Here is a 21024-nt window from a genome sequence, read left to right as displayed (position 1 = left end):
CATGCTGGGATCCGGGGCGCCACCCGGCAACGCAGGATCGGGCCGGGTACGCGGTACCCGTGACCTGGAGAGGAATGCGTACGGGCGCGGACCTGCTCCCGTACCGTGCAGACGGAGAAGGGCGCGCGGAGATCCGCGCGCAGCCGCTGCACGCAGATGGGGGACGGCCGATGGATCCGGAGATCGTGGCGCTGGCGGGGACCGCCGGCACGACGCTTGTCACGCTGATGGCCACGGAGGCGTGGCAGGGCGTACGGGAGGGCGTCGTCGGACTGTGGCGGCGGGCCCGCCCCGAGCGCGCCGACGCCGTCTCGGACGAGCTCGAAGCCGCCCGCGAGGACCTGCTCGCGGCCCGCGACGCCGCCGACGACGAGACCGAGGACGAGCTGCGCCGGGACTGGCAGGGCCGGATCCGCCGGCTGCTCGCCGCCCGCCCGGACGTCGCCGACGACCTGCGGGCCCTGCTCGCCGAGGTCGCCCCCGAGGCGCCTCCGGCCGCCCCGGTGATCACCCAGCACGCCACGGCCTCCGGCTCGGCCCGCGTCTACCAGGCGGGGCGCGATCAGCACATCCACGAGCGGTGAGGTCGGTCACGGTGGGCCCGCTCGGCCGACGCTGACCGGTCTCGCTCGACGCTGGCCGGTTCTCAGCCCACGTTGACCGGGTTGACGAAGGTGCCCGGGTGGGTGGCGCCCGACTGGTCCAGGATCGCGCCGCCGTAGGGCCACTGCAGCTCGAAGTGCTGCTTCTCGTTCGGCGGGGTGACCACGACCGTGGCCGGCTCGAGCTTGCGGTCGTCGTCGCTGGTCGAGGGCAGCAGCTGGAAGGTGAAGTGGGTGTTCTCACCCGGCTTCAGCGTCACCGGGACGGGCTTCTTCCCGGAGCGCCCGAGGTCCCAGGTGGTGCCGTCGGTGCCCTTGAGCTGTACGCCCGGGAAGCCGCTGATCGTGCAGTCGCCGCTGCCGTTGTTCTTGAACCACACGGCGGCGGTCTCCTGCCGGTCGCTGTTCATGTCGGGGCGGCCACCGCCCTCGGAGCCCCAGCCGGCCGTCATGTTCGCCGTGGTGCAGCGGGCGGCCGAGCTGCCCGTACCGGACGCGCCACCGCTCCCGGTGGCCTGCTGCCCGCCGGACGAGGCATTCGTACCGGATCCCTCGGCGGAGCCCGTGCCCGTCTGCGACGCCGAATCCGCGGAGCCCTTCGACGAGCCGTCGGCCGACCCTGCGGACCCGGCGGAGCTGCCGGCGGACGCCGACGAGTCCGACCCGGTGGCGCCGGACTCGCCGCTCTGGCAGGCGGTGAGGGCGAGCGCGGTGGCGGCGAGCAGGGCGGCTGCGGCGGCCTTGCGGCCGTGGCGACGGGTGCGGTGCGACATGGTGTCCCCCTGGTGGTGGCGTCGGTGCGGCCGGTCCTTCCGTTCCGCGCCACCTACACTCGCCGCCCCCACTGCTGATCCACTAACACCGCGCTAACGTCCGGTGTACTCGGGTGCACGGGCGCGTCGCCGGTCGCCGGACTCTCCGATTCCGCGCCCCTGAACAGGGGTTGCGTCCGTTCTTACTTTGACGTAACAACGTCCATCATGAACTTGTTCGGCCGCAGCTCCTCCCGCCGCGCGGCAGCTCCCGCCGCGTCGGCCCCCTCCGACCTCGCTGTTCTGGACCCCGGTTTCGCCGCACTCACCGGTGAGTGGATGATCGACCCCGCCCACAGCAGGATCGGCTTCTCCGTGCGGCACGCCATGGTGACCACGGTGCGCGGCGCCTTCACGGCGTACGAGAGCCGCCTCTACTTCGACGGCCGCGACCCGGCCCGCTCCCAGGCCCAGATCACGCTGTCCACCGCCAGCATCGACACCGGCGTGGAACAGCGCGACGCACACGTGATCGGCCGCGACTTCCTGGACGCCGCGCGCTACCCGCGGATGACCTTCACCAGCACCGCCGTGGAACTCGCGGACGACGACGTCTACCGCATGACCGGCGACCTCACCATCAGGGACATCACCCGGCCCGTCGTGCTGGAACTCACCTACATCGGGCACGTCACCGACCCGTTCGGATACGAGCGGGTCGGCTTCGACGGCACCACCACCATCAACCGCACCGACTGGGGCCTCACCTACAGCGCCAAACTCGCCCAGGGCGGCGCCATGGTGAGCGAAAAGGTCCGCCTCCAGTTCGACATCGCCGCCATCCGGACCTTCCCGGTCGACTGACCACGGCCCCGGTGCGGCGCCGGTAAGGGAGGGCCAAGGGGGCCGGCCCGCACAACGACAAAGGCCCAGGTCTCCGACCTGGGCCTCAACTCTGGAGCGGGTGACGGGAATCGAACCCGCGCTCTGAGCTTGGGAAGCTCATGTTCTACCATTAAACTACACCCGCGTGACCGCCTGATCTTGCAGGGCGGTGCATCGTCGCACACTGTACCTCATCCCCAGCCTCCGGTGTATTCGACCGTGAGGCTTTTGTCATGTCCGGGGGCGACGCGGGGCGGTAAGCGGGTGCGGGGTGCGGGAGTTGAGGCGTACGGTGGGGACTCTTCCCCGGTTCGGAGTGCCGCTTGGGAGTGCGCCCAGTTCATCCCCTAATGTGGCTTTTGTTGTCCATGCGTTTGGGAGAGGGACCTGATGGAGCGCACCGTCGTCCGTTGTGCCGAAGGGCACGTGTTCAGCACCGCTTCGTTCCCGATGCAGACCACCGACCGGCTCGGCCCCGGTCGGCTGCTGCGGTGCCCGCGCTGTGCGCGGCTGCGCCACGCGGTCCCTGTGCAGATGGAGAAGCGCTAGCGAGGGTGGCGAGGGCCCGGTTCCCGGAAGGGGGCCGGGCCCTCGCGGCTGTCCGGGAGGGGAGCAGGGGCGGGGCGGTGAGCCGGGGCGGATGCGCGATGCGGAGGCGGGAGTACCGGGCGCGTATCCTCGTGGCGTGCTTCTCTCAGACAAGGACATCCGGGCCGAGATCGACGCGGGCCGGGTGCGTATCGATCCCTACGACGAGTCGATGGTTCAGCCGTCGAGTATTGATGTGCGCCTCGATCGGTACTTCCGAGTGTTCGAGAACCACCGGTATCCGCACATTGACCCCGCCGTCGAGCAGCTCGACCTGACGCGGGAGGTCGTACCCGAGGGGGATGAGGCGTTCATCCTGCACCCCGGTGAGTTCGTGCTGGCGTCGACCTACGAGGTCATCACGCTGCCGGACGACCTCGCCTCGCGGCTGGAGGGCAAGAGCTCGCTGGGGCGGCTGGGGCTGCTGACGCACTCGACGGCCGGTTTCATCGACCCCGGCTTCAGCGGGCACGTCACGCTGGAGCTGAGCAATGTCGCGACGCTGCCGATAAAGCTGTGGCCGGGCATGAAGATCGGGCAGCTGTGCATGTTCCGGCTGACCTCGCCGGCCGAGTTTCCGTACGGGTCGGAGCGGTACGGCTCCCGCTACCAGGGCCAGCGCGGGCCGACGCCCTCGCGTTCGTACAAGAACTTCCACCGTACGCAGGTCTGAGGACCGTACGGCGGATGCGATGGGGAATCGCTAGAGGGCTGAGAGAGATACGTGACTGACGTGCGGGAAAATCTGACGTACGAGCGCTTCGGCACCGCCATCCGCGAGCTGGCGCAGACGATCGCGGACGACGGGTACGAGCCGGACGTGGTGCTGAGCATCGCGCGTGGCGGCGTGTTCGTCGCCGGCGGCCTGGCGTACGCGCTGGACTGCAAGAACATCCACCTGGTGAATGTGGAGTTCTACACCGGCGTGGGCGAGACGCTGGAAATGCCGGTCATGCTGGCGCCGGTGCCGAACGCGATCGACTTCTCCGACAAGAAGGTGCTCATCGCGGACGACGTCGCCGACACCGGCAAGACGCTGAAGCTGGTGCACGACTTCTGCCAAGGGACCGTCGCCGAGGTGCGCAGCGCGGTGATATACGAGAAGTCGCAGTCGCTGGTGAAGTGCGAGTACGTCTGGCAGCGCACGGACGACTGGATCAACTTCCCGTGGAGCGTCGAGCCGCCGGTCGTGCGGCGCGAGGGTCAGGTGCTCGACGCCTGAGGGCGAACTTCCCGTACCTGTGCGCCAGTTGGGGCGCATGGTGAATTCGGGCCAATCCTGTGCCGGGTGTTCCGCCGGGGCCTACCTACGAGTAGAAACCGGCGGTAACAGCAGACCGGAGGGGAGGCCCAATGGTGCGTGCGAGACGAGGGCGGCGGCTGGTGACCGCAGCCGCCGCCGTGATGGTGCTGACCGGTGGTGTGACCGCCGCCGGTACGGGGACGAGCGTGGCGGCGCAGCCGTCGGCCGGGGCTGTGGCGGCCGCCGCGGAGAGCAAGCCGCTGCCGCCCGAGCTGGAGGAGATCAGGGCCCAGGAGGCCACCCGGCTGTACGGGGACCCGGCCGAACGCCCGATGGAACAGCGCAAGACCTCGCTGATCTCGCTGGGGGACAGCGAGATCTCGGGCGAGGGCGTCGGGACGTACGAGCCGGGGACCGACGGTCCGGACAACTGGTGTCATCGGTCGCCGGACGCGGCCATTCACCGGACCGGCATCGCCGCGGATGTGACGTACAACGTGTCCTGCTCGGGCGCGTACACCGGGAACATCAGGATCGGTGGCAGCAAGCAGTACGCCGATGAACTGGTGCAGAGCGACAGCCTGGCGATCAAGGCCAGGAACACCCGGCTGAAGATGGTCGTGCTGGTGGCCGGGGCCAATGACGACCTGCAGTTCGGGCCGGTGATGACGGACTGCGTCACACGCTGGCTGCTGCTGCAGGGGGCCTGCGAGCCGAAGTACGCGCCGGGGTGGCAGGCGCGGGTCGACGGGCTGGTGCCGAAGGTCGAGCAGACGGTCGGTGACCTGCGGACGGTGATGCGGGACGCCGGGTACGCGGACGGCGACTACAAGCTCGTGGTGATGGGGTACCCGAGCCCGATCGGGCCGGACATCGAGGACAACCCGAACTATCCGGGGAAGCTGCCGGGTGGCTGCACGGGGTACACCTCCGACTCGGCGTGGGGGCGCAACGCCGCGGTACCGGCGTTCGAGGAGGGCATGCGGAAGGCGGCCCGCGACTCGGGCGCGGTGTACCTGGACAACTCGCGGCTCTTCCACGGGCACGAGGTGTGCATGGAGGAGCCCTGGGCGCGCGGCCTGTACGTCGATGTCTCCCACCCCTTCCCGCCGGACGCCAACTCCGTACGCCAGTCCTTCCACCCGAACGCGCGCGGGCACGCCGCGTTCGCCTCCTGCCTCACCCAGCTCTATGCGTCCGGTCTGCGCGAGGCGTCCTGCGCGGACCCGGCGAGCACCGGGAAGCCGGAGCTGTACGCGGGGGCCTGGGACGATGCCTACCGGCCGCTGAAGAACGCCGGCACGGGGAGCTGTGTGGACGCGACCGGCGGCAGTTCGCGCAATGGCACGGCCGTCGGCGGCTGGGACTGCAAGGACCAGCGGAACCAGGGCTGGTGGTACGACAGCGGCCGGCGGTCGGTGCATGTGGAGCTGACGCAGGACCGGTGCCTGGACGTGCCGGAGGCGAAGTACGAGGCCGGGGCCGGAGTGGTGCTGTGGAACTGCTCGGGCGCGGCCAACCAGCGGTTCGTGAAGGACGCGGCGACGCAGAGCATCCGGCCGGAGGCAGCCCGGGAGCTGTGTCTGACACTGGCCTCGGCGAAGGACCGAGTGCGACTGCAGAAGTGTGACGGGTCGGCCACGCAGCGTTTCACGTGAAACAGCCGCGTGGTGACGCGGTGACGCAGCGTTTCACGTGAAACGGCTTGTGATCAAGGCCAGTTGATACGCGGCAGGGCCCCGTTCCGTACGGAACGGGGCCCTGCCTCATCAGGATGCGTTGCCGGCGTGGCGGCGATCGTCGCTACAGCGTGCCCAGCTTCACCAGGGCGAGCAGGGCGACCAGTTGGATCGCGGAGGCACCCAGCGCCTTGGGCCAGGGCAGGTCGTGCGACCTGCGGACCATCGTGGTGAAGAGGTACGCGGCGGCGAGCCAGGTCAGCCAGCCGAGGACCTGGACCAGCGTGCTGTCGCCGCCCAGGAACATCGCGAAGAGCAGTCGCGGCGCGTCCGTGATCGACATGATCAGCATGGACAGGCCGATGGTCGGCTGCCACCCGCCGTCGCCACCGAGCTGCCGGGCGAGGGTGTGGGTCACCGCGCCCAGGATCAGCCCGCCGATGACGAACATCACGCCGGTGATCAGCACCCACGGGATGCTCTGCGAGAGCGTGGCGTTGAGCACGTCCTCGCGGGCGGCGTCGAAGCCGAAGACCGCGAGCAGGCCGTAGACGAAGGTCACGACGAGGGCCGGGCCCCACACGGCGTAGTCCCGCATCCGCCAGAAGGTCTGGTCGGGCTGCCGGACGATGCCGCTCAGCAGCTGCTTCCACGGCAGGCGCGGACCGGCGGGCGGAGCAGCCGCCTGACCTGCCTGGTACATGCTGCCGCCGCTGTACTGGCCGTCGTCGTACTGGCCGCCGTACTGGCCGTCCCCGTACGCGTCCGGTGCTTCGCCCACGCTGAACTGCTGGGTGTGGCCCGGTGCGTCCGCGCGGGCGTTGCCGCCGACGTAGGGCGACTGCTGCGGGGCGTGCCCCTGGTCGCCCAAGTACTCGGGCTCGCCGTGCCGGCCGGCACCCTGAGCGCCGCCGTAGGGAGCCTGCTGCTGCCACTGTCCCTGTGCGGGGGGCGGGGCCTGCCGGCCGTACGGCGCCTGCTGCTGACCGTACGGTGCCGGTGCTCCGTACGGGCCAGGCTGACCCTGCTGACCGTACGGGGTCTGGCCCTGCTGCCCCTGCTGCGCGGCGCGGGAGTTCCGTCCGCGACCCATCCTGAATCCAGCCACGCTTCGAACGTACCTGGTCCCGGCGGGTCGCAGGCGGGAGAGGGCGGACAGGACGGGCATTGCTGCCGAGCTGTGACATCCCCTAGGGGAAACCCGGCGGGGCGGCCGAGGGCCGTCCCGCCGGGGCCGAGCGGGCCCCGGAGTCAGCCCGTGAAGACGGCGCCGAACTGCGGCCGGCCGGTGGTCGGCACGCCCACCGCGCCCGGCGTCACCGAGCGGGCACCGGCGGTGCCGATGCGGGTGCCGTCGGACGGCAGCGAGACGACCGCCCCGTTGCCGTCGTTCTCGTAGCCCGCGCCCACGGACAGGTCGGCCTTGCCGTCACCGTCGGTGTCGGAGAGGAAGACCTCGGTGCCGAAGAGGTCGGTGTCCTCGGACGCACCGGGCACGCCCGCGATGTCCTGATGGAAGTACTGGACTCCGTGGGCGGTGTCGATGCCGGACGCGGAGCCGCGCAGCACGGTCACCGAGCCGGTGTCCGTGACGCCGTCGATGTCCTCGCCCGCCGCGCCGATCGCCAGATCCTGCCGGCCGTCGCCGTCGATGTCGCCGAGGGAGACCTCGTAACCGAAGCTGTCGCCGTTCTCGGAGCCGCCCGGGACCGCGCCGGACTCCTGGGTGATGGTGTCCATCCGGCTGGTGGGGCCGCCCGCCGAGCCGTAGATGACGTTGACCTTGCCGCCCTTGGTCGTGCCGGGCAGGAGGCCGGCGTCCCAGTGCATGCCGGTGACCAGGTCGCCGTAGCCGTCGCCGTCCGTGTCACCGATGGCGGTGATGAAGCCGGCCGGCAGCTTGCGCGCGGCCGAGCCGGACGGGCCGGAGGCCGAACCGGGCAGGAAGTAGTTGGCGTTGTAGTAGTTCTCGCCGTCGTCCGCGGCGTCCTGGTAGCCGTCGACGACCAGGTCGGTGCGGCCGTCCGCGGTGACCTCGCCCGCGGTGAGCTGGAGAATGCCGTTGCCGGAGCCGCCGAGGATCGGCAGCGTGACCGCCGTCTTCGACGCGGCGACGCCTGCCGAGGTGAAGCCGCCCTTGAGGACGCGGAGCGTCGCGGCGCTGGTACCGACGGCCAGGTCACCCTTCTTGTCGCCGTCGAAGTCGCCCGCGGCGAGTGCGTTGCCGAAGCGGTCGTGCTTGGTCGGGGCGGGGTCGGGGACCGTGGCGGCGCGCGATATGCCGCCGGCGGCGCCCCACAGGATCTGTACGGTGCCGCCGTCGGTGTCGCCCGAGACGTCCTCGTACGGGGAGCCGACGGCGAGGTCCGCGTACCCGTCGGAGTTGAAGTCGCCGGCCGAGGTGGCCAGGCCGAACGAGTCGTCGGTCTCCGCCGCGCCCGGAACTCCGGCGGTGTTCTGGGTGAAGGTGGCGTGCCGGGTGGCCGAGACGCCGTCGGCGGAGCCGTAGAGGACGGTGACGGCACCGGCGTTCTTGTGGCCCGCGACGGTGGCGGCGGCCGCGGGGCCGGTGGAGAGGGTGAGCAGACCGCCGGTCAGGGCCGCCGCCGCTGCGGTGGCCACGGCCGTACGAAGGTGCTTGGGCACGCTGTTCTCCTGCTGCATGCGGGACGCGGGCGCATCCCGTCCGGATGAGTGCCGTCCGCCGCGCGTCACCGGGCATTCACCCGGAGTCCAGCGGCAGTTGACGATCACAAGACCCGCGAGGGGGCAGGAGGGTTGCACGCCGTACGCACCTGGCCGGCGGGCCCAGGCGCGCTCACTCAGTAAAAGCCGCCGTACTGAACGACACCGTGGGCTCGTCCGCGAATCCGGACGCCGTCCCTCGATGCACCGTGACCGCGTCCCGGCCGCCCGAGCGGGTGAGGAGGACCAGGTCGGCCCGTCCGTCGTGGTCGTAGTCGGCCAGCCGGAGCACCGCCGCGCGGGCGGCGGCGGGCATCCCGGGGGCCTTCGGCACGGCCTGCTCGCGGTCCGCGCGCAGGCCGGCGGCCGAGCCCGGGAGGAGCACGGGGCGCCCCGTGCCGCCGGAGACGACCAGGTCCGTACGGCCGTCGCCGGTCACGTCCCCGGCGGCCACCGACCGCCCCGCCACCCGGACCGCGGCGCTCCGCGGGGCCGCCGTGCCGATGCCGTACCGGACGGCGAGCCGGCCGCCCCCGGTGACCACTGCGTCGGCCGACGCGCCGCCGTCGAACCGCCCGAACGCCACGTCGTACCCCGTCGGCAGCGCGGCCCCCGCCGCGTCCGGCCCCCGCGCGCCGCCCAGCGCGAGCCGCCCCGGCGCGCGGCGGCCCGGAGCGCCGGACCGTACGAGCAGGTCATCGGCGCCGTCCCCGTCCACATCGACGGGCGTCGGCAGCCCGGCGAGCGCCGTGCCGGGGACGTCCAGCGGCGCGCCGGCCCCCTTCGGCGCGCCCGCGCGGGTGAACGGGCCACGCAGGAAGCTCGCCCGCGGCCCGGACGCGGTGACCGCCAGGTCCTGCGCGCCGTCCCCGTCGAAGTCGCCGCAGACCGGCTGGTCGGGCCACTCGTTGCCGAATCTGGCGCGGTCGGGGATGCGCAGCTTCACGGCGCGCGCGGTGAGCCCTTCGGGGGAGCCGAAGAGGAGCTGTACGGGGACGGGCGGGCGGCCCCGGCCGTCGTACGGCGGGTCGGTGCTGACGACGAGGTCGGTGAAGCCGTCGCCGTCCAGGTCGCAGGCGGCCTCGGCGTCGAAAACGGCCGGTACGACGCCGTCCGTGGGCGCCGCGTGCCGGGCCGGGGTGAGGAGCCGGCGCACGGCCGGGTCGAGGCCGTGGTCCGAGCCGTAGACGATGCCGATGCCGGGGTCGTCGTCGTGGCTGTCGTCGGGGTTGAGCAGCGTGTCGAGGACGAGGTCGGGGTGGCCGTCGCCGTTGAAGTCGTCGGCCTTCTTGCTGCCCTTGCCGTGCGGGACGGGCCGTACCGGGGGGCCGGACGCGGCGTGGTGGGCCGCGGAGCGCGCGCCGCCGCCCGCCGGGAGCAGGCCGCAGCCGGCCACCAGCAGTGCGCAGCACAGCCCGGCCCCCGCCGCGCGTGCCGCTCGTGATCTCCGGTACCGCACTTCGCCCCCCAGCGCCCCATCCGTATCCGGCGCCTCATGTTCGCACGGACATACGTCATGGGTCCGCACGTTCGTCCGGTTCCGGACACGGTGCACGGAGGGCGCGGGGCACAGGTGTGCAGCGGGCGCCGGACCCGGGTGCGCAACGACGACGGCCGGTCCCGCGCAACTGCGGGACCGGCCGTCGAAGGGACGTACAGCGGGTTACTTCACCGGCTCGGGCTCCGGCTCGTCGGCGGGCTCGGCCTCGCCGGCCGGGTCGGCCGGGGTCTTGACGGAGTCCAGCAGGAGCTGGGCCACGTCGACGACCTGGACGTTCTCGCTGACCTTGCCATCGTTCTTCTTGCCGTTGACCGAGTCGGTCAGCATGACCAGGCAGAACGGGCAGGCGGTGGAGACGATGTCCGGGTTGAGGGACAGGGCCTCGTCCACGCGCTCGTTGTTGATGCGCTTGCCGATGCGCTCTTCCATCCACATCCGGGCGCCGCCGGCGCCGCAGCAGAAGCCGCGCTCCTTGTGGCGGTGCATCTCCTCGTTCCGCAGGCCGGGCACCTTGGCGATGATCTCGCGCGGCGGCGTGTAGACCTTGTTGTGGCGGCCCAGGTAGCAGGGGTCGTGGTAGGTGATCAGACCCTCGACCGGGGTGACGGGGGTGAGGCGGCCCTCGTCGATGAGGTGCTGCAGCAGCTGGGTGTGGTGGATGACCTCGTACTCGCCGCCGAGCTGCGGGTACTCGTTCGCGATTGTGTTGAAGCAGTGCGGGCAGGTCGCGACGATCTTCTTCTTGGACTTCGGCTTCTTGGTCGACTCGTCCTCGTCGTCCTCGCCGAAGGCCGCGTTCAGCGTGGCGACGTTCTCCGCGCCCAGCTGCTGGAAGAGGAACTCGTTGCCCAGACGGCGGGGGGAGTCACCGGTGCACTTCTCGTCGCCGCCCATGATGGCGAAGTTGACGCCGGCGATGTGCAGCAGCTCGGCGAAGGCCTTGGTGGTCTTCTTGGCGCGGTCCTCCAGGGCGCCGGCGCAGCCGACCCAGTAGAGGTAGTCGACCTCGGTGAGGTCCTCGACGTCCTTGCCGACGACCGGGACCTCGAAGTCGACTTCCTTGGTCCATGCGAGCCGCTGCTTCTTGGCCAGGCCCCAGGGGTTGCCCTTCTTCTCCAGGTTCTTCAGCATCGTGCCCGCCTCGCTGGGGAAGCTGGACTCGATCATGACCTGGTAGCGGCGCATGTCGACGATGTGGTCGATGTGCTCGATGTCCACCGGGCACTGCTCGACGCAGGCGCCGCAGGTGGTGCAGGACCACAGCACGTCCGGGTCGATGACACCGTTCTCCTCGAGGGTGCCGACCAGCGGACGCTCGGCCTCGGCCAGCGCCTCCTTGGGCACGTCCTTGAGCTGCTCCTCGGAAGCCTTCTCGTTGCCTTCCGCGTCCTTGCCGCCGCCGGCGAGCAGGTACGGGGCCTTGGCGTGCGCGTGGTCGCGCAGCGCCATGATCATGAGCTTGGGGGAGAGCGGCTTACCGGTGTTCCACGCGGGGCACTGCGACTGGCAGCGGCCGCACTCGGTGCAGGTGGAGAAGTCCAGCAGGCCCTTCCAGGAGAAGTGCTCGACCTGCGAGACGCCGAACTGGTCGTCCTCGCCCGGGTCCTCGAAGTCGATCTCCTTGCCCTCGCTGGTCATCGGCAGCAGGGCGCCGAGCGCGACATCGCCGTCGGACTCGCGCTTGAACCAGATGTTGGGGAAGGCCAGGAAGCGGTGCCAGGCGACGCCCATGTCGGTCTTGAGCGCGACGGTGATCATCCAGATGAAGGACGTCGCGATCTTCAGGCCGGCGAAGAAGTAGGTGAGGTTCTGGAGCGTCGAGACGTCCAGGCCCTCCAGCCACGAGACGACCGGGTACGAGATGAAGAACGACGCCTCGTAGCTGTCCACGTGGTGCTGGGCGCCCTCCAGCGCGTGCAGCATGAAGATGCAGACGCCGACGATGAGGATGACGGCCTCGACGAAGTACGCCTGGCCGAAGTTGGAGCCGGCGAAGCGCGACTTGCGGCCCGCCTTGCCCGGCTTGCTCAGCTGCCGGATCACGATCAGGGCGAGGATGCCGAGCACCGTCATCGTGCCGATGAACTCGACGAACACGTTGTACGGCGCCCACTCACCGATGACCGGCAGCAGCCAGTCGGCCTTGAACAGCTGGCCGATGGCGTTGACGATCGTCAGCAGCAGCGAGAAGAAGCCCACCGCGACGAACCAGTGCGCGACGCCGACGACGCCCCAGCGGTTCATCCTGGTGTGGCCGAGGAATTCCTTGACCACCGTGACGGTGCGCTGCGTGGGGTCATTGGTCCGTGAACCGGCGGGTACGGACTGTCCGAGCCGCATGTAGCGGTAGATCTGCACAATGGCGCGGCCGAACAGTGCGACGCCGACCGCGATTAGGACCAGCGACACGATGATCGCGGCGAGTTGCATGGGTGGCTCCTCGGGCCTGCGTGAGCGGGTTCTTCGGTGGTGTCTCGGTGACTACTAAGCAGTAACTTAGTTAATCCCTCCGAGATTACCCACTATTCACGCCCTGCTGTACCGGGCGCGGCGGTGATCTGCGTCGCTGAGGGTGGCCTAAGGGTGTCGTACGACTCCTCCCGCTGGTGCGCGCGCGACACGCCGGAGATGCGGCGGTCGCCCGTGAGAGGGAGGGTGGGGGTGTCGTTGACGCGTCCGTCGCGCGCCGATGCTTCTTCTTCTTGCTTCTCGCACTGCTGTGACCTGCGGAAATAACGCGCTGCGCAGATCTTCGGCAGGAGAGTTGAGTGGCTCTGGCTCAGGTCCTTTGACAGGGCCGGATCTCTGGTGCACCCTTGAGCCAGTTCCACTCAATGTCAGCTGGAGGAATCGAAATGGCACGTGCGGTCGGCATCGACCTGGGCACGACGAACTCCGTCGTCAGTGTTCTCGAAGGCGGTGAGCCCACCGTCATCACCAACGCCGAGGGCGCCAGGACCACGCCGTCCGTCGTCGCTTTCGCCAAGAACGGTGAAGTGCTCGTCGGCGAGGTCGCGAAGCGCCAGGCGGTCACGAACGTCGACAGGACCATCCGGTCGGTCAAGCGCCACATGGGCACCGACTGGAAGGTGGACATCGACGACAAGAGCTTCAACCCGCAGCAGATCTCCGCGTTCATCCTGCAGAAGCTGAAGCGGGACGCGGAGTCGTACCTCGGCGAGAAGGTCGCGGACGCGGTCATCACCGTTCCGGCGTACTTCAACGACTCCGAGCGGCAGGCCACCAAGGAGGCCGGCGAGATCGCGGGCCTGAACGTCCTGCGCATCGTCAACGAGCCCACCTCCGCGGCGCTGGCGTACGGCCTGGAGAAGGACGACCAGACCATCCTGGTCTTCGACCTCGGTGGCGGTACCTTCGACGTCTCGCTGCTGGAGATCGGCGACGGTGTCGTCGAGGTGAAGGCGACCAACGGCGACAACCAGCTCGGTGGTGACGACTGGGACCAGCGCGTCGTCGACTACCTGGTCAAGCAGTTCCAGAACGGCCACGGCGTCGACCTGTCCAAGGACAAGATGGCGCTCCAGCGCCTGCGCGAGGCCGCTGAGAAGGCGAAGATCGAGCTGTCGTCCTCCACCGAGACGACGATCAACCTTCCCTACATCACCGCCTCGGCCGAGGGCCCGCTGCACCTGGACGAGAAGCTCACGCGCTCGCAGTTCCAGCAGCTCACCAGCGATCTGCTCGACCGCTGCAAGACCCCGTTCCACAACGTCATCAAGGACGCCGGCATCCAGCTGTCCGAGATCGACCACGTGGTCCTGGTCGGCGGTTCGACCCGTATGCCGGCCGTCGCCGAGCTCGTCAAGGAGCTGACCGGCGGCAAGGACGCCAACAAGGGCGTCAACCCGGACGAGGTCGTCGCCATCGGCGCGTCGCTGCAGGCCGGTGTCCTCAAGGGTGAGGTCAAGGACGTCCTCCTGCTGGACGTCACCCCGCTGTCCCTCGGTATCGAGACCAAGGGCGGCATCATGACCAAGCTCATCGAGCGGAACACGACGATCCCGACCAAGCGTTCGGAGATCTTCACCACCGCCGAGGACAACCAGCCCTCCGTGCAGATCCAGGTCTACCAGGGCGAGCGCGAGATCGCGGCGTACAACAAGAAGCTCGGCATGTTCGAGCTGACCGGTCTGCCGCCGGCCCCGCGTGGCGTCCCGCAGATCGAGGTCTCCTTCGACATCGACGCCAACGGCATCATGCACGTGACCGCGAAGGACCTGGGCACGGGCAAGGAGCAGAAGATGACCGTCACCGGCGGCTCTTCGCTGCCGAAGGACGAGGTCGACCGCATGCGCGAGGAGGCCGAGCGCTACGCGGACGAGGACCACAAGCGCCGCGAGGCCGCCGAGACGCGTAACCAGGGCGAGCAGCTCGTCTACCAGACGGAGAAGTTCCTCAAGGACAACGAGGAGAAGGTCCCCGCCGAGGTGAAGACCGAGGTCGAGACCGCCGTCGGCGAGCTGAAGGAGAAGCTCAAGGGCGAGGACACGGCCGAGATCCGTACGGCCACCGAGAAGGTCGCCGCCGTCTCGCAGAAGCTGGGCCAGGCCATGTACGCCGACGCCCAGGGCGCGCAGGCCGCGGGCGGTGCCGAGGGTGCCGCCGGTGGCGAGCAGGCCAAGGCCGAGGACGACGTGGTCGACGCTGAGATCGTGGACGACGAGAAGCCCAAGAAGGATGGTGCCGCGTGACGGAGGAGACCCCGGGCTTTGACGAGAAGCCTGACGTCCCCTCTGACGCCGCAGCCCCTGACGATGCGGCGCAGGTCGCCGGGTCCGCCGACAAGGCGGGCCCGGCCCCGGCCGGGGACGCGAATCAGGACGTCGGCCTGACGGCCCAGCTGGACCAGGTGCGTACCGCGCTCAACGAGCGCACCGCGGACCTCCAGCGGCTCCAGGCCGAGTACCAGAACTACCGCCGGCGGGTGGAGCGGGACCGGGTGACGGTCAAGGAGATCGCCGCGGCGAACCTCCTGTCCGAGCTCCTGCCGGTCCTCGACGACATCGGCCGGGCCCGCGAGCACGGTGAGCTGGTCGGCGGCTTCAAGTCGGTCGGCGAGTCGGTGGAGACGGTCGTGGCCAAGCTCGGCCTGCAGCAGTTCGGCAAGGAGGGCGAGCCCTTCGACCCGACGATCCACGAGGCGCTCATGCACTCGTACGCACCGGACGTCACGGAGACGACGTGCGTTGCGATCCTGCAGCCGGGGTATCGGATCGGCGAGCGAACGATTCGCCCCGCGCGGGTCGCCGTCGCCGAGCCCCAGCCGGGGGCCCAGGCCGCCAAGTCCGAGGAGAAGTCGGACGAGGAGAGCGGTGGCCCGGACGAGGGCTGACGTGAGAAGCAGGACAGTACGGGAGGAGGGACGTCGGGGATGAGCACCAAGGACTTCGTCGAGAAGGACTACTACAAGGTCCTCGGCGTCCCGAAGGACGCCACCGACGCCGAGATCAAGAAGGCGTACCGCAAGCTCGCCCGGGAGAACCACCCGGACGCCAACAAGGGCGACGCCCAGGCCGAGGCGCGCTTCAAGGAGATCTCCGAGGCGAACGACGTCCTCGGCGACCCCAAGCGCCGCAAGGAGTACGACGACGCGCGGGCGCTGTTCGGCAACGGCGGCTTCCGGGCGGGTCCCGGTGGCGCCGGGGCCGGCGCCGGCAGCTTCAACTTCGACCTGGGTGACCTCTTCGGGGGCGCTCAGGGTGGAGCGGGCGCCGGCGGCTTCGGCGGTGGCCTCGGGGACGTCTTCGGCGGCCTGTTCAACAGGGGCGGCGGCGCGGGGACGCGTACGCAGCCCCGCCGCGGCCAGGACATCGAGTCCGAGGTGACGCTCAGCTTCACCGAGGCGGTGGACGGGGCCACGGTCCCGCTGCGGATGTCCAGCCCGTCGCCCTGCAAGGCGTGTTCGGGCACCGGCGACAAGAACGGCACCCCGCGGGTCTGCCCGACCTGCGTGGGGACGGGGCAGGTCAGCCGGGGCGCGGGCGGCGGCTTCTCGCTCACCGACCCGTGCGCCGACTGCAAGGGCCGCGGCCTGATCGCCGAGGACCCCTGCGAGGTGTGCAAGGGCAGCGGACGCGCGACGAGTTCGCGCACGATGCAGGTGCGCATCCCCGCGGGCGTCTCGGACGGGCAGCGGATCCGGCTGCGCGGCAAGGGCGCTCCGGGCGAGCGCGGCGGGCCCAACGGCGACCTGTACGTCGTCGTGCACGTCGACGCGCATCCGGTGTTCGGCCGCAAGGGCGACAACCTCACCGTTACCGTGCCGGTCACCTTCCCGGAGGCCGCGCTCGGCGGCGAGGTGAAGGTGCCGACCCTGGGCGGACCGCCGGTCACCCTGAAGGTCCCGGCCGGGACGCCGAACGGCCGGACGATGCGGGCCCGCGGCAAGGGCGCGGCGCGCAAGGACGGCACCCGGGGCGACCTCCTGGTCACCATCGAGGTGGTCGTGCCCAAGGACCTCGGCGACAAGGCGCGTGAGTCGCTGGAGGCGTACCGCGAGGCGACCGCGGGTGAGGACCCGCGAGCGAAGCTCTACCAGGCCGCGAAGGGAGCTTGATGATGGACAGCCGGGGCGGGCGGCGCAGTCGTAACCCCTATGAACTGACCGACGAGTCGCCGGTGTACGTCATCTCCGTCGCGGCTCAGCTCTCCGGCCTGCACCCGCAGACGCTGCGCCAGTACGACCGGCTCGGCCTGGTCTCACCGGACCGTACGGCCGGGCGCGGTCGGCGCTATTCGGCCCGTGACATCGAGCTGCTCCGCCAGGTGCAGCAGCTCTCGCAGAACGAGGGCATCAACCTCGCGGGCATCAAGCGCATCATCGAACTGGAGAACCAGGTCGCGGCGCTCCAGCAGCGGGTCGCCGAGCTGCAGAGCGCGGTGGAGGGCGCCGCCGCCGCGATCCAGCAGCGGGAGGCGGCGGTGCACGCCAGCTACCGCCGTGACCTGGTCCCGTATCAGGACGTGCAGCAGACCAGCGCGCTGGTCGTGTGGCGCCCGAAGCGGACGTCCGAGTAACGGCCTTCGTTTCGGCGGCCGTTGTATCCGGATCCGGTCTCAGCAGCCGTTGTATCCGGCCGTCGGCATCGACAGCCGGCGGTGCACATGGGACTTCATCGCCGCGGTGTAGACCGGCTCGGCGAGGTCGGCGGTCTCCAGCCGGACGCCGGCCGCGACGCACCGGGCGGTGAATTCCTCGGCCGAGTCGACGGCGTTCTCCAGGGCGCGGCGGTTCGGCACGACGAAGACATCGACCAGGCCCGCCTCCACGTCCTGCCACAGGGCGCAGTGGTCGGCGCGCAGGTGGTGCAGGCTCAGCCGCCAGGTGAGGCGGTAGTCGCGGTCCGCGGCCCACTGCGAGCACATCTCGTGCTGGCGGCGGTCGTCGACCAGGAACGGATCGTCGTCCAGCTCGGACAGCGGCATCAAGCACGCGATCGCCGTCACTCGCACCGCATTCATCGTGCCCCCCGGGACCTGAGGTCTAGACACAGGCTCTGACGACTGTGGGGGTGACGATACCGCTGTGGGCGGAGCGGGGCGGCGACGCGGTGCCGGGTGGCGAGGCGTAGCCGCAGGCGTGGCAGATCTTCCATCCGTCCTGGTTGACGGCGAGCAGGCCGCCGCAGCGCGGGCAGGATTCGGCCCGAGGAAGCGGGTCAGGAGGCGTGCAGGCGATTCCGTACGCCCTGCTGGTGCGCGTTTTTGACCTCATTCGGCCTCCAGCTGACGTATTCGGTCCGGAACGGACCAAATCCTGGGCAGAACTGGTCACCCACCGGGGCTCATGCCCGCCCGAGCATCCTCGTCACCCGGATCTCGATGACCACCCGCTCGGGGTTGGGTCGCGGGGTCCGTTCGTACCGCACCGCGTATCGCTCCACCGCGTCCCGCACGCTCTCCGCGTCCGTACGGACCGTCGCCAGCCCCTCCAGCGTGGCCCACCGCCGTCCCTGCATCTGGCATACCGCGACGCGCGCGCCGCCGTCGCCCGCCGCCAGGACGTTGCGGACCTTGGTGCCGCCCTTGCTCGTGATGACGCGGGCCAGCCCCTGCTCGTGGTCGTACGTCACCCCCACCGGCACGACGTGCGGGGTCCCGTCCGGGCGCAGGGTGGTCAGGGTGCACACATGCCGCTCCCGCCAGAAGGCGAGGTACTCGGGATCGGGATTCCGCAGGTCTTGAGCCATGCCCGCACCTTACGGGGGCCTCGCGCGGTCTACTCACGGGACCAGGAGTGGGCGGGCGGCCAGCGGGCACCCCAGGGGGCGGTGGACGGGCTCAAGGGTCGGCGTTTTGGGCTTGAGTGGAATAGACTCAACTTATCGCACGTTGAGCTAGGCAGGATCGGCCCGCGAGGGCCATGTACATGCAGGCCAGAGGTACGAGGAGGAGCGCGAGCACGTGGACGCCGAGCTGACCAACAAGAGCCGGGAGGCGCTGAGCGCCGCCAATGAGCGGGCCGTGACCGCGGGGCACGCGGACATGACCGCTGCCCATCTGCTGCTCGCGCTTCTCGCCGGGCAGTCCGACGAAAACGCGAACATCATCGATCTGCTGGCCGCCGTCGGCGCGGACGCCGCGGCGCTGCGCTCCGGGGCCGAGCGCCGGATCGCCGCGCTCCCCAGCATCCAGGGCTCGACCGTCGCTCCGCCGCAGCCCGACCGCGAGCTGCTCGCCGTGATAGCGGACGCGGCGCAGCGCGCCAAGGAGCTGGGCGACGACTACATCTCCACCGAGCACCTGCTCATCGGCGTCGCCGCGAAGGGCGGGGCCACCGGCGAGCTGCTGGACCAGCAGGGTGCCTCGGCCAAGAAGCTGCTGGACGCCTTCGAGAAGAGCAGGGGCGGCCGGCGGGTGACCACGCCCGACCCCGAGGGCACGTACAAGGCGCTGGAGAAGTTCGGTACGGACTTCACCGCGGCCGCGCGCGAGGGCAAGCTCGACCCGGTGATCGGCCGGGACCAGGAGATCCGCCGCGTCGTGCAGGTGCTCTCGCGGCGTACGAAGAACAACCCCGTGCTGATCGGTGAGCCGGGCGTCGGCAAGACCGCCGTAGTGGAAGGGCTGGCGCAGCGCATCGTGAAGGGCGACGTGCCCGAGTCGCTGCGCAACAAGCGGCTGGTCGCGCTGGACCTCGGCGCGATGGTCGCGGGCGCGAAGTACCGCGGTGAGTTCGAGGAGCGGCTGAAGACCGTCCTGGCGGAGATCAAGTCCAGCGACGGCCAGATCATCACCTTCATCGACGAGCTGCACACGGTCGTCGGCGCGGGCGCCGGCGGCGACTCCGCCATGGACGCGGGCAACATGCTCAAGCCGATGCTGGCCCGCGGCGAGCTGCGGATGGTCGGCGCGACCACGCTCGACGAGTACCGCGAGCGGATCGAGAAGGACCCGGCGCTGGAGCGGCGCTTCCAGCAGGTGCTGGTCGCCGAGCCGACGGTCGAGGACACGGTGGCGATCCTGCGCGGCCTCAAGGGCCGTTACGAGGCGCACCACAAGGTCCAGATCGCGGACTCCGCGCTGGTCGCCGCCGCCACCCTCTCCGACCGGTACATCACCTCCCGGTTCCTCCCCGACAAGGCCATCGACCTGGTCGACGAGTCGGCGTCGCGGCTGCGCATGGAGATCGACTCCTCCCCGGTGGAGATCGACGAGCTCCAGCGCTCCGTGGACCGGCTGCGCATGGAGGAGCTGGCGCTCAAGAACGAGACCGACGCCGGTTCCGTCCAGCGCCTGGAGAAGCTGCGCAAGGACCTCGCCGACAAGGAGGAGGAGCTGCGCGGCCTGACCGCCCGCTGGGAGAAGGAGAAGCAGGGCCTGAACCGCCTCGGCGAGCTGAAGGAGAAGCTCGACGAGCTGCGCGGCCAGGCCGAACGCGCCCAGCGCGACGGCGACTTCGACACGGCGTCGAAGCTGCTGTACGGCGAGATCCCCGGCCTGGAGCGGGAGCTGGACGAGGCCGCGGCCGCCGAGGCCGAGCAGGAGGCGTCCAAGGAGTCGATGGTCAAGGAGGAGGTCGGTCCCGACGACATCGCGGACGTGGTCGCCTCCTGGACCGGCATCCCGGCCGGCCGCCTGCTGGAGGGCGAGACCCAGAAGCTGCTGCGCATGGAGGACGAGCTCGGCAAGCGGCTGATCGGGCAGACCGAGGCCGTGCGCGCGGTGTCGGACGCGGTGCGCCGCACGCGTGCCGGGATCGCCGACCCCGACCGCCCGACCGGCTCGTTCCTCTTCCTGGGCCCGACCGGTGTCGGCAAGACCGAGCTGGCCAAGGCGCTCGCGGACTTCCTCTTCGACGACGAGCGGGCGATGGTCCGCATCGACATGTCGGAGTACGGCGAGAAGCACTCCGTCGCCCGGCTGGTCGGCGCGCCTCCCGGCTACGTCGGATACGAGGAGGGCGGCCAGCTCACCGAGGCCGTCCGTCGCCGCCCGTACTCCGTCGTCCTCCTGGACGAGGTGGAGAAGGCCCACCACGAGGTCTTCGACATCCTGCTGCAGGTGCTGGACGACGGCCGGCTCACGGACGGCCAGGGCCGCACGGTCGACTTCCGCAACACCATCCTGATCCTGACCTCCAACCTCGGCTCCAACTTCCTGATGGACCCGCTGCTGAAGGAGGACCAGAAGAAGGAGAAGGTGCTGGAGACGGTCCGCTCCGCCTTCCGCCCGGAGTTCCTGAACCGGCTGGACGACACGGTGGTCTTCCACCCGCTCGGCACGGACCAGCTCCAGCGGATCGCGCAGATCCAGATCGCGCACCTGCAGAAGCGGCTCGCCGACCGGCGGCTGACGCTGGACGTCTCGGACGCGGCGCTGACCTGGCTGGCGTGGCTGGGCCAGGAGCCGGTGATCGACAAGCCGGAGCAAGCGCAGCCCGACCTCTCGTACGGCGCCCGGCCGCTGCGCCGCCTCGTCCAGACCGCCATCGGCGACCAGCTCGCCCGGGCGATCCTGGCGGGCGACATCCGCGACGGCGACACCGTACGGGTGGATGTGGACGGCGACCACCTTTCCGTGACGGCGGAGCGGGAGCCGGTGGCAGCGGCCTGACCGGCGCGCGCCC

Annotated in this window: 18 protein-coding genes and 1 tRNA gene; 11 read left to right on the top strand and 8 right to left on the bottom strand. The window is 70.4% G+C overall.

Annotated features, from left to right (window positions below; translation table 11 throughout):
- The first annotated feature begins 59 nt into the window (after positions 1-59).
- Positions 60-584, top strand: a complete 525-nt coding sequence (locus IF04_RS0119725) for a hypothetical protein (protein ID WP_342668213.1) — start codon at positions 60-62, stop codon at positions 582-584.
- A 62-nt stretch (positions 585-646) separates the two neighbouring features.
- On the opposite strand, the gene IF04_RS0119720 is transcribed toward IF04_RS0119725, so the two are convergent.
- The gene (locus IF04_RS0119720) at positions 647-1375 is read right to left on the bottom strand and encodes a DUF4232 domain-containing protein (RefSeq protein WP_030259154.1); all 729 of its coding nucleotides are present in this window, start codon (positions 1373-1375) and stop codon (positions 647-649) included.
- A gap of 207 nt (positions 1376-1582) precedes the next feature.
- Here IF04_RS0119720 and IF04_RS0119715 point away from each other — a divergent pair, with 207 nt between their 5' ends.
- Positions 1583-2218 (top strand): YceI family protein, encoded by a 636-nt coding sequence (locus IF04_RS0119715; protein ID WP_030259150.1) that lies wholly within the window; start codon positions 1583-1585, stop codon positions 2216-2218.
- Positions 2219-2310: 92 nt separating this feature from the next.
- On the opposite strand, the gene IF04_RS0119710 is transcribed toward IF04_RS0119715, so the two are convergent.
- Positions 2311-2384, bottom strand: a tRNA-Gly gene (locus tag IF04_RS0119710).
- Positions 2385-2629: 245 nt separating this feature from the next.
- Between IF04_RS0119710 and IF04_RS39110 the strand changes: the two genes are divergently transcribed.
- From IF04_RS39110 to IF04_RS0119690, 4 genes are all read left to right on the top strand, one after another.
- Positions 2630-2788 carry a hypothetical protein gene (locus tag IF04_RS39110; RefSeq protein WP_169746141.1) on the top strand — a complete coding sequence of 53 codons (159 nt, stop codon included), beginning with the start codon at positions 2630-2632 and terminating at the stop codon, positions 2786-2788.
- A 136-nt stretch (positions 2789-2924) separates the two neighbouring features.
- Entirely contained in the window at positions 2925-3500 is a 576-nt protein-coding gene (gene dcd / locus IF04_RS0119700; RefSeq protein ID WP_030259148.1) for a dCTP deaminase, read from the top strand.
- A gap of 51 nt (positions 3501-3551) precedes the next feature.
- Positions 3552-4049 carry a phosphoribosyltransferase gene (locus IF04_RS0119695; protein ID WP_030259145.1) on the top strand — a complete coding sequence of 166 codons (498 nt, stop codon included), beginning with the start codon at positions 3552-3554 and terminating at the stop codon, positions 4047-4049.
- A gap of 131 nt (positions 4050-4180) precedes the next feature.
- Positions 4181-5728: a ricin-type beta-trefoil lectin domain protein gene (locus tag IF04_RS0119690; protein ID WP_030259143.1), complete on the top strand. Its 1548-nt coding sequence runs from the start codon at positions 4181-4183 to the stop codon at positions 5726-5728.
- A gap of 145 nt (positions 5729-5873) precedes the next feature.
- Here IF04_RS0119690 and IF04_RS0119685 read toward each other — a convergent pair whose 3' ends face one another.
- From IF04_RS0119685 to IF04_RS0119670, 4 genes are all read right to left on the bottom strand, one after another.
- Positions 5874-6842: a Yip1 family protein gene (locus tag IF04_RS0119685; protein ID WP_030259138.1), complete on the bottom strand. Its 969-nt coding sequence runs from the start codon at positions 6840-6842 to the stop codon at positions 5874-5876.
- A gap of 158 nt (positions 6843-7000) precedes the next feature.
- The gene (locus tag IF04_RS0119680) at positions 7001-8395 is read right to left on the bottom strand and encodes an FG-GAP-like repeat-containing protein (RefSeq protein ID WP_030259135.1); all 1395 of its coding nucleotides are present in this window, start codon (positions 8393-8395) and stop codon (positions 7001-7003) included.
- Positions 8396-8567: 172 nt separating this feature from the next.
- Entirely contained in the window at positions 8568-9893 is a 1326-nt protein-coding gene (locus IF04_RS0119675; protein ID WP_037960009.1) for an FG-GAP repeat domain-containing protein, read from the bottom strand.
- A 204-nt stretch (positions 9894-10097) separates the two neighbouring features.
- Positions 10098-12365 carry a (Fe-S)-binding protein gene (locus IF04_RS0119670; protein ID WP_030259128.1) on the bottom strand — a complete coding sequence of 756 codons (2268 nt, stop codon included), beginning with the start codon at positions 12363-12365 and terminating at the stop codon, positions 10098-10100.
- 425 nt (positions 12366-12790) lie between these two features.
- Here IF04_RS0119670 and dnaK point away from each other — a divergent pair, with 425 nt between their 5' ends.
- From dnaK to IF04_RS0119650, 4 genes are read left to right on the top strand one after another with little or no spacing between them, the layout of a single operon-like run.
- Complete coding sequence (gene dnaK, locus IF04_RS0119665; RefSeq protein WP_030259125.1) at positions 12791-14647, top strand: molecular chaperone DnaK; 1857 nt, start codon at positions 12791-12793, stop codon at positions 14645-14647.
- Positions 14644-15288 carry a nucleotide exchange factor GrpE gene (gene grpE / locus IF04_RS0119660; protein ID WP_030259121.1) on the top strand — a complete coding sequence of 215 codons (645 nt, stop codon included), beginning with the start codon at positions 14644-14646 and terminating at the stop codon, positions 15286-15288. Before dnaK ends, grpE begins: the two co-directional genes overlap by 4 nt.
- A gap of 39 nt (positions 15289-15327) precedes the next feature.
- Positions 15328-16512 carry a molecular chaperone DnaJ gene (gene dnaJ / locus IF04_RS0119655; RefSeq protein WP_030259118.1) on the top strand — a complete coding sequence of 395 codons (1185 nt, stop codon included), beginning with the start codon at positions 15328-15330 and terminating at the stop codon, positions 16510-16512.
- A gap of 2 nt (positions 16513-16514) precedes the next feature.
- Complete coding sequence (locus IF04_RS0119650) at positions 16515-16973, top strand: heat shock protein transcriptional repressor HspR (RefSeq protein WP_030259115.1); 459 nt, start codon at positions 16515-16517, stop codon at positions 16971-16973.
- A gap of 39 nt (positions 16974-17012) precedes the next feature.
- On the opposite strand, the gene IF04_RS0119645 is transcribed toward IF04_RS0119650, so the two are convergent.
- Entirely contained in the window at positions 17013-17417 is a 405-nt protein-coding gene (locus IF04_RS0119645; protein ID WP_030259113.1) for a hypothetical protein, read from the bottom strand.
- A 323-nt stretch (positions 17418-17740) separates the two neighbouring features.
- A complete protein-coding gene (locus tag IF04_RS0119640) occupies positions 17741-18145 on the bottom strand; it encodes a pyridoxamine 5'-phosphate oxidase family protein (protein ID WP_030259108.1) in 405 nt (134 codons plus the stop codon).
- A 214-nt stretch (positions 18146-18359) separates the two neighbouring features.
- Here IF04_RS0119640 and clpB point away from each other — a divergent pair, with 214 nt between their 5' ends.
- The gene (gene clpB, locus IF04_RS0119635) at positions 18360-21011 is read left to right on the top strand and encodes an ATP-dependent chaperone ClpB (protein ID WP_030259106.1); all 2652 of its coding nucleotides are present in this window, start codon (positions 18360-18362) and stop codon (positions 21009-21011) included.
- Positions 21012-21024 lie beyond the last annotated feature (13 nt).

The sequence above is a fragment of the Streptomyces violens genome, assembly GCF_000717745.1.
GTDB classification, from domain to species: domain Bacteria; phylum Actinomycetota; class Actinomycetes; order Streptomycetales; family Streptomycetaceae; genus Streptomyces; species Streptomyces violens.
The sequence above is the reverse complement of the archived record's forward strand: the minus strand, read 5'-3'. Positions and strand labels throughout refer to the sequence as shown.

Bases quoted from the DNA above. Each gene is read 5' to 3' on its own strand.
- IF04_RS0119720 (WP_030259154.1), bottom strand. From the start codon at position 1,375: ATGTCGCACCGCACCCGTCGCCACGGCCGCAAGGCCGCCGCAGCCGCC.
- IF04_RS0119715 (WP_030259150.1), top strand. From the start codon at position 1,583: ATGAACTTGTTCGGCCGCAGCTCCTCCCGCCGCGCGGCAGCTCCCGCC.
- IF04_RS39110 (WP_169746141.1), top strand. From the start codon at position 2,630: ATGGAGCGCACCGTCGTCCGTTGTGCCGAAGGGCACGTGTTCAGCACC.
- IF04_RS0119690 (WP_030259143.1), top strand. From the start codon at position 4,181: ATGGTGCGTGCGAGACGAGGGCGGCGGCTGGTGACCGCAGCCGCCGCC.
- IF04_RS0119685 (WP_030259138.1), bottom strand. From the start codon at position 6,842: ATGGGTCGCGGACGGAACTCCCGCGCCGCGCAGCAGGGGCAGCAGGGC.
- IF04_RS0119670 (WP_030259128.1), bottom strand. From the start codon at position 12,365: ATGCAACTCGCCGCGATCATCGTGTCGCTGGTCCTAATCGCGGTCGGC.
- dnaK (WP_030259125.1), top strand. From the start codon at position 12,791: ATGGCACGTGCGGTCGGCATCGACCTGGGCACGACGAACTCCGTCGTC.
- dnaJ (WP_030259118.1), top strand. From the start codon at position 15,328: ATGAGCACCAAGGACTTCGTCGAGAAGGACTACTACAAGGTCCTCGGC.
- IF04_RS0119650 (WP_030259115.1), top strand. From the start codon at position 16,515: ATGGACAGCCGGGGCGGGCGGCGCAGTCGTAACCCCTATGAACTGACC.
- IF04_RS0119645 (WP_030259113.1), bottom strand. From the start codon at position 17,417: ATGAATGCGGTGCGAGTGACGGCGATCGCGTGCTTGATGCCGCTGTCC.
- IF04_RS0119640 (WP_030259108.1), bottom strand. From the start codon at position 18,145: ATGGCTCAAGACCTGCGGAATCCCGATCCCGAGTACCTCGCCTTCTGG.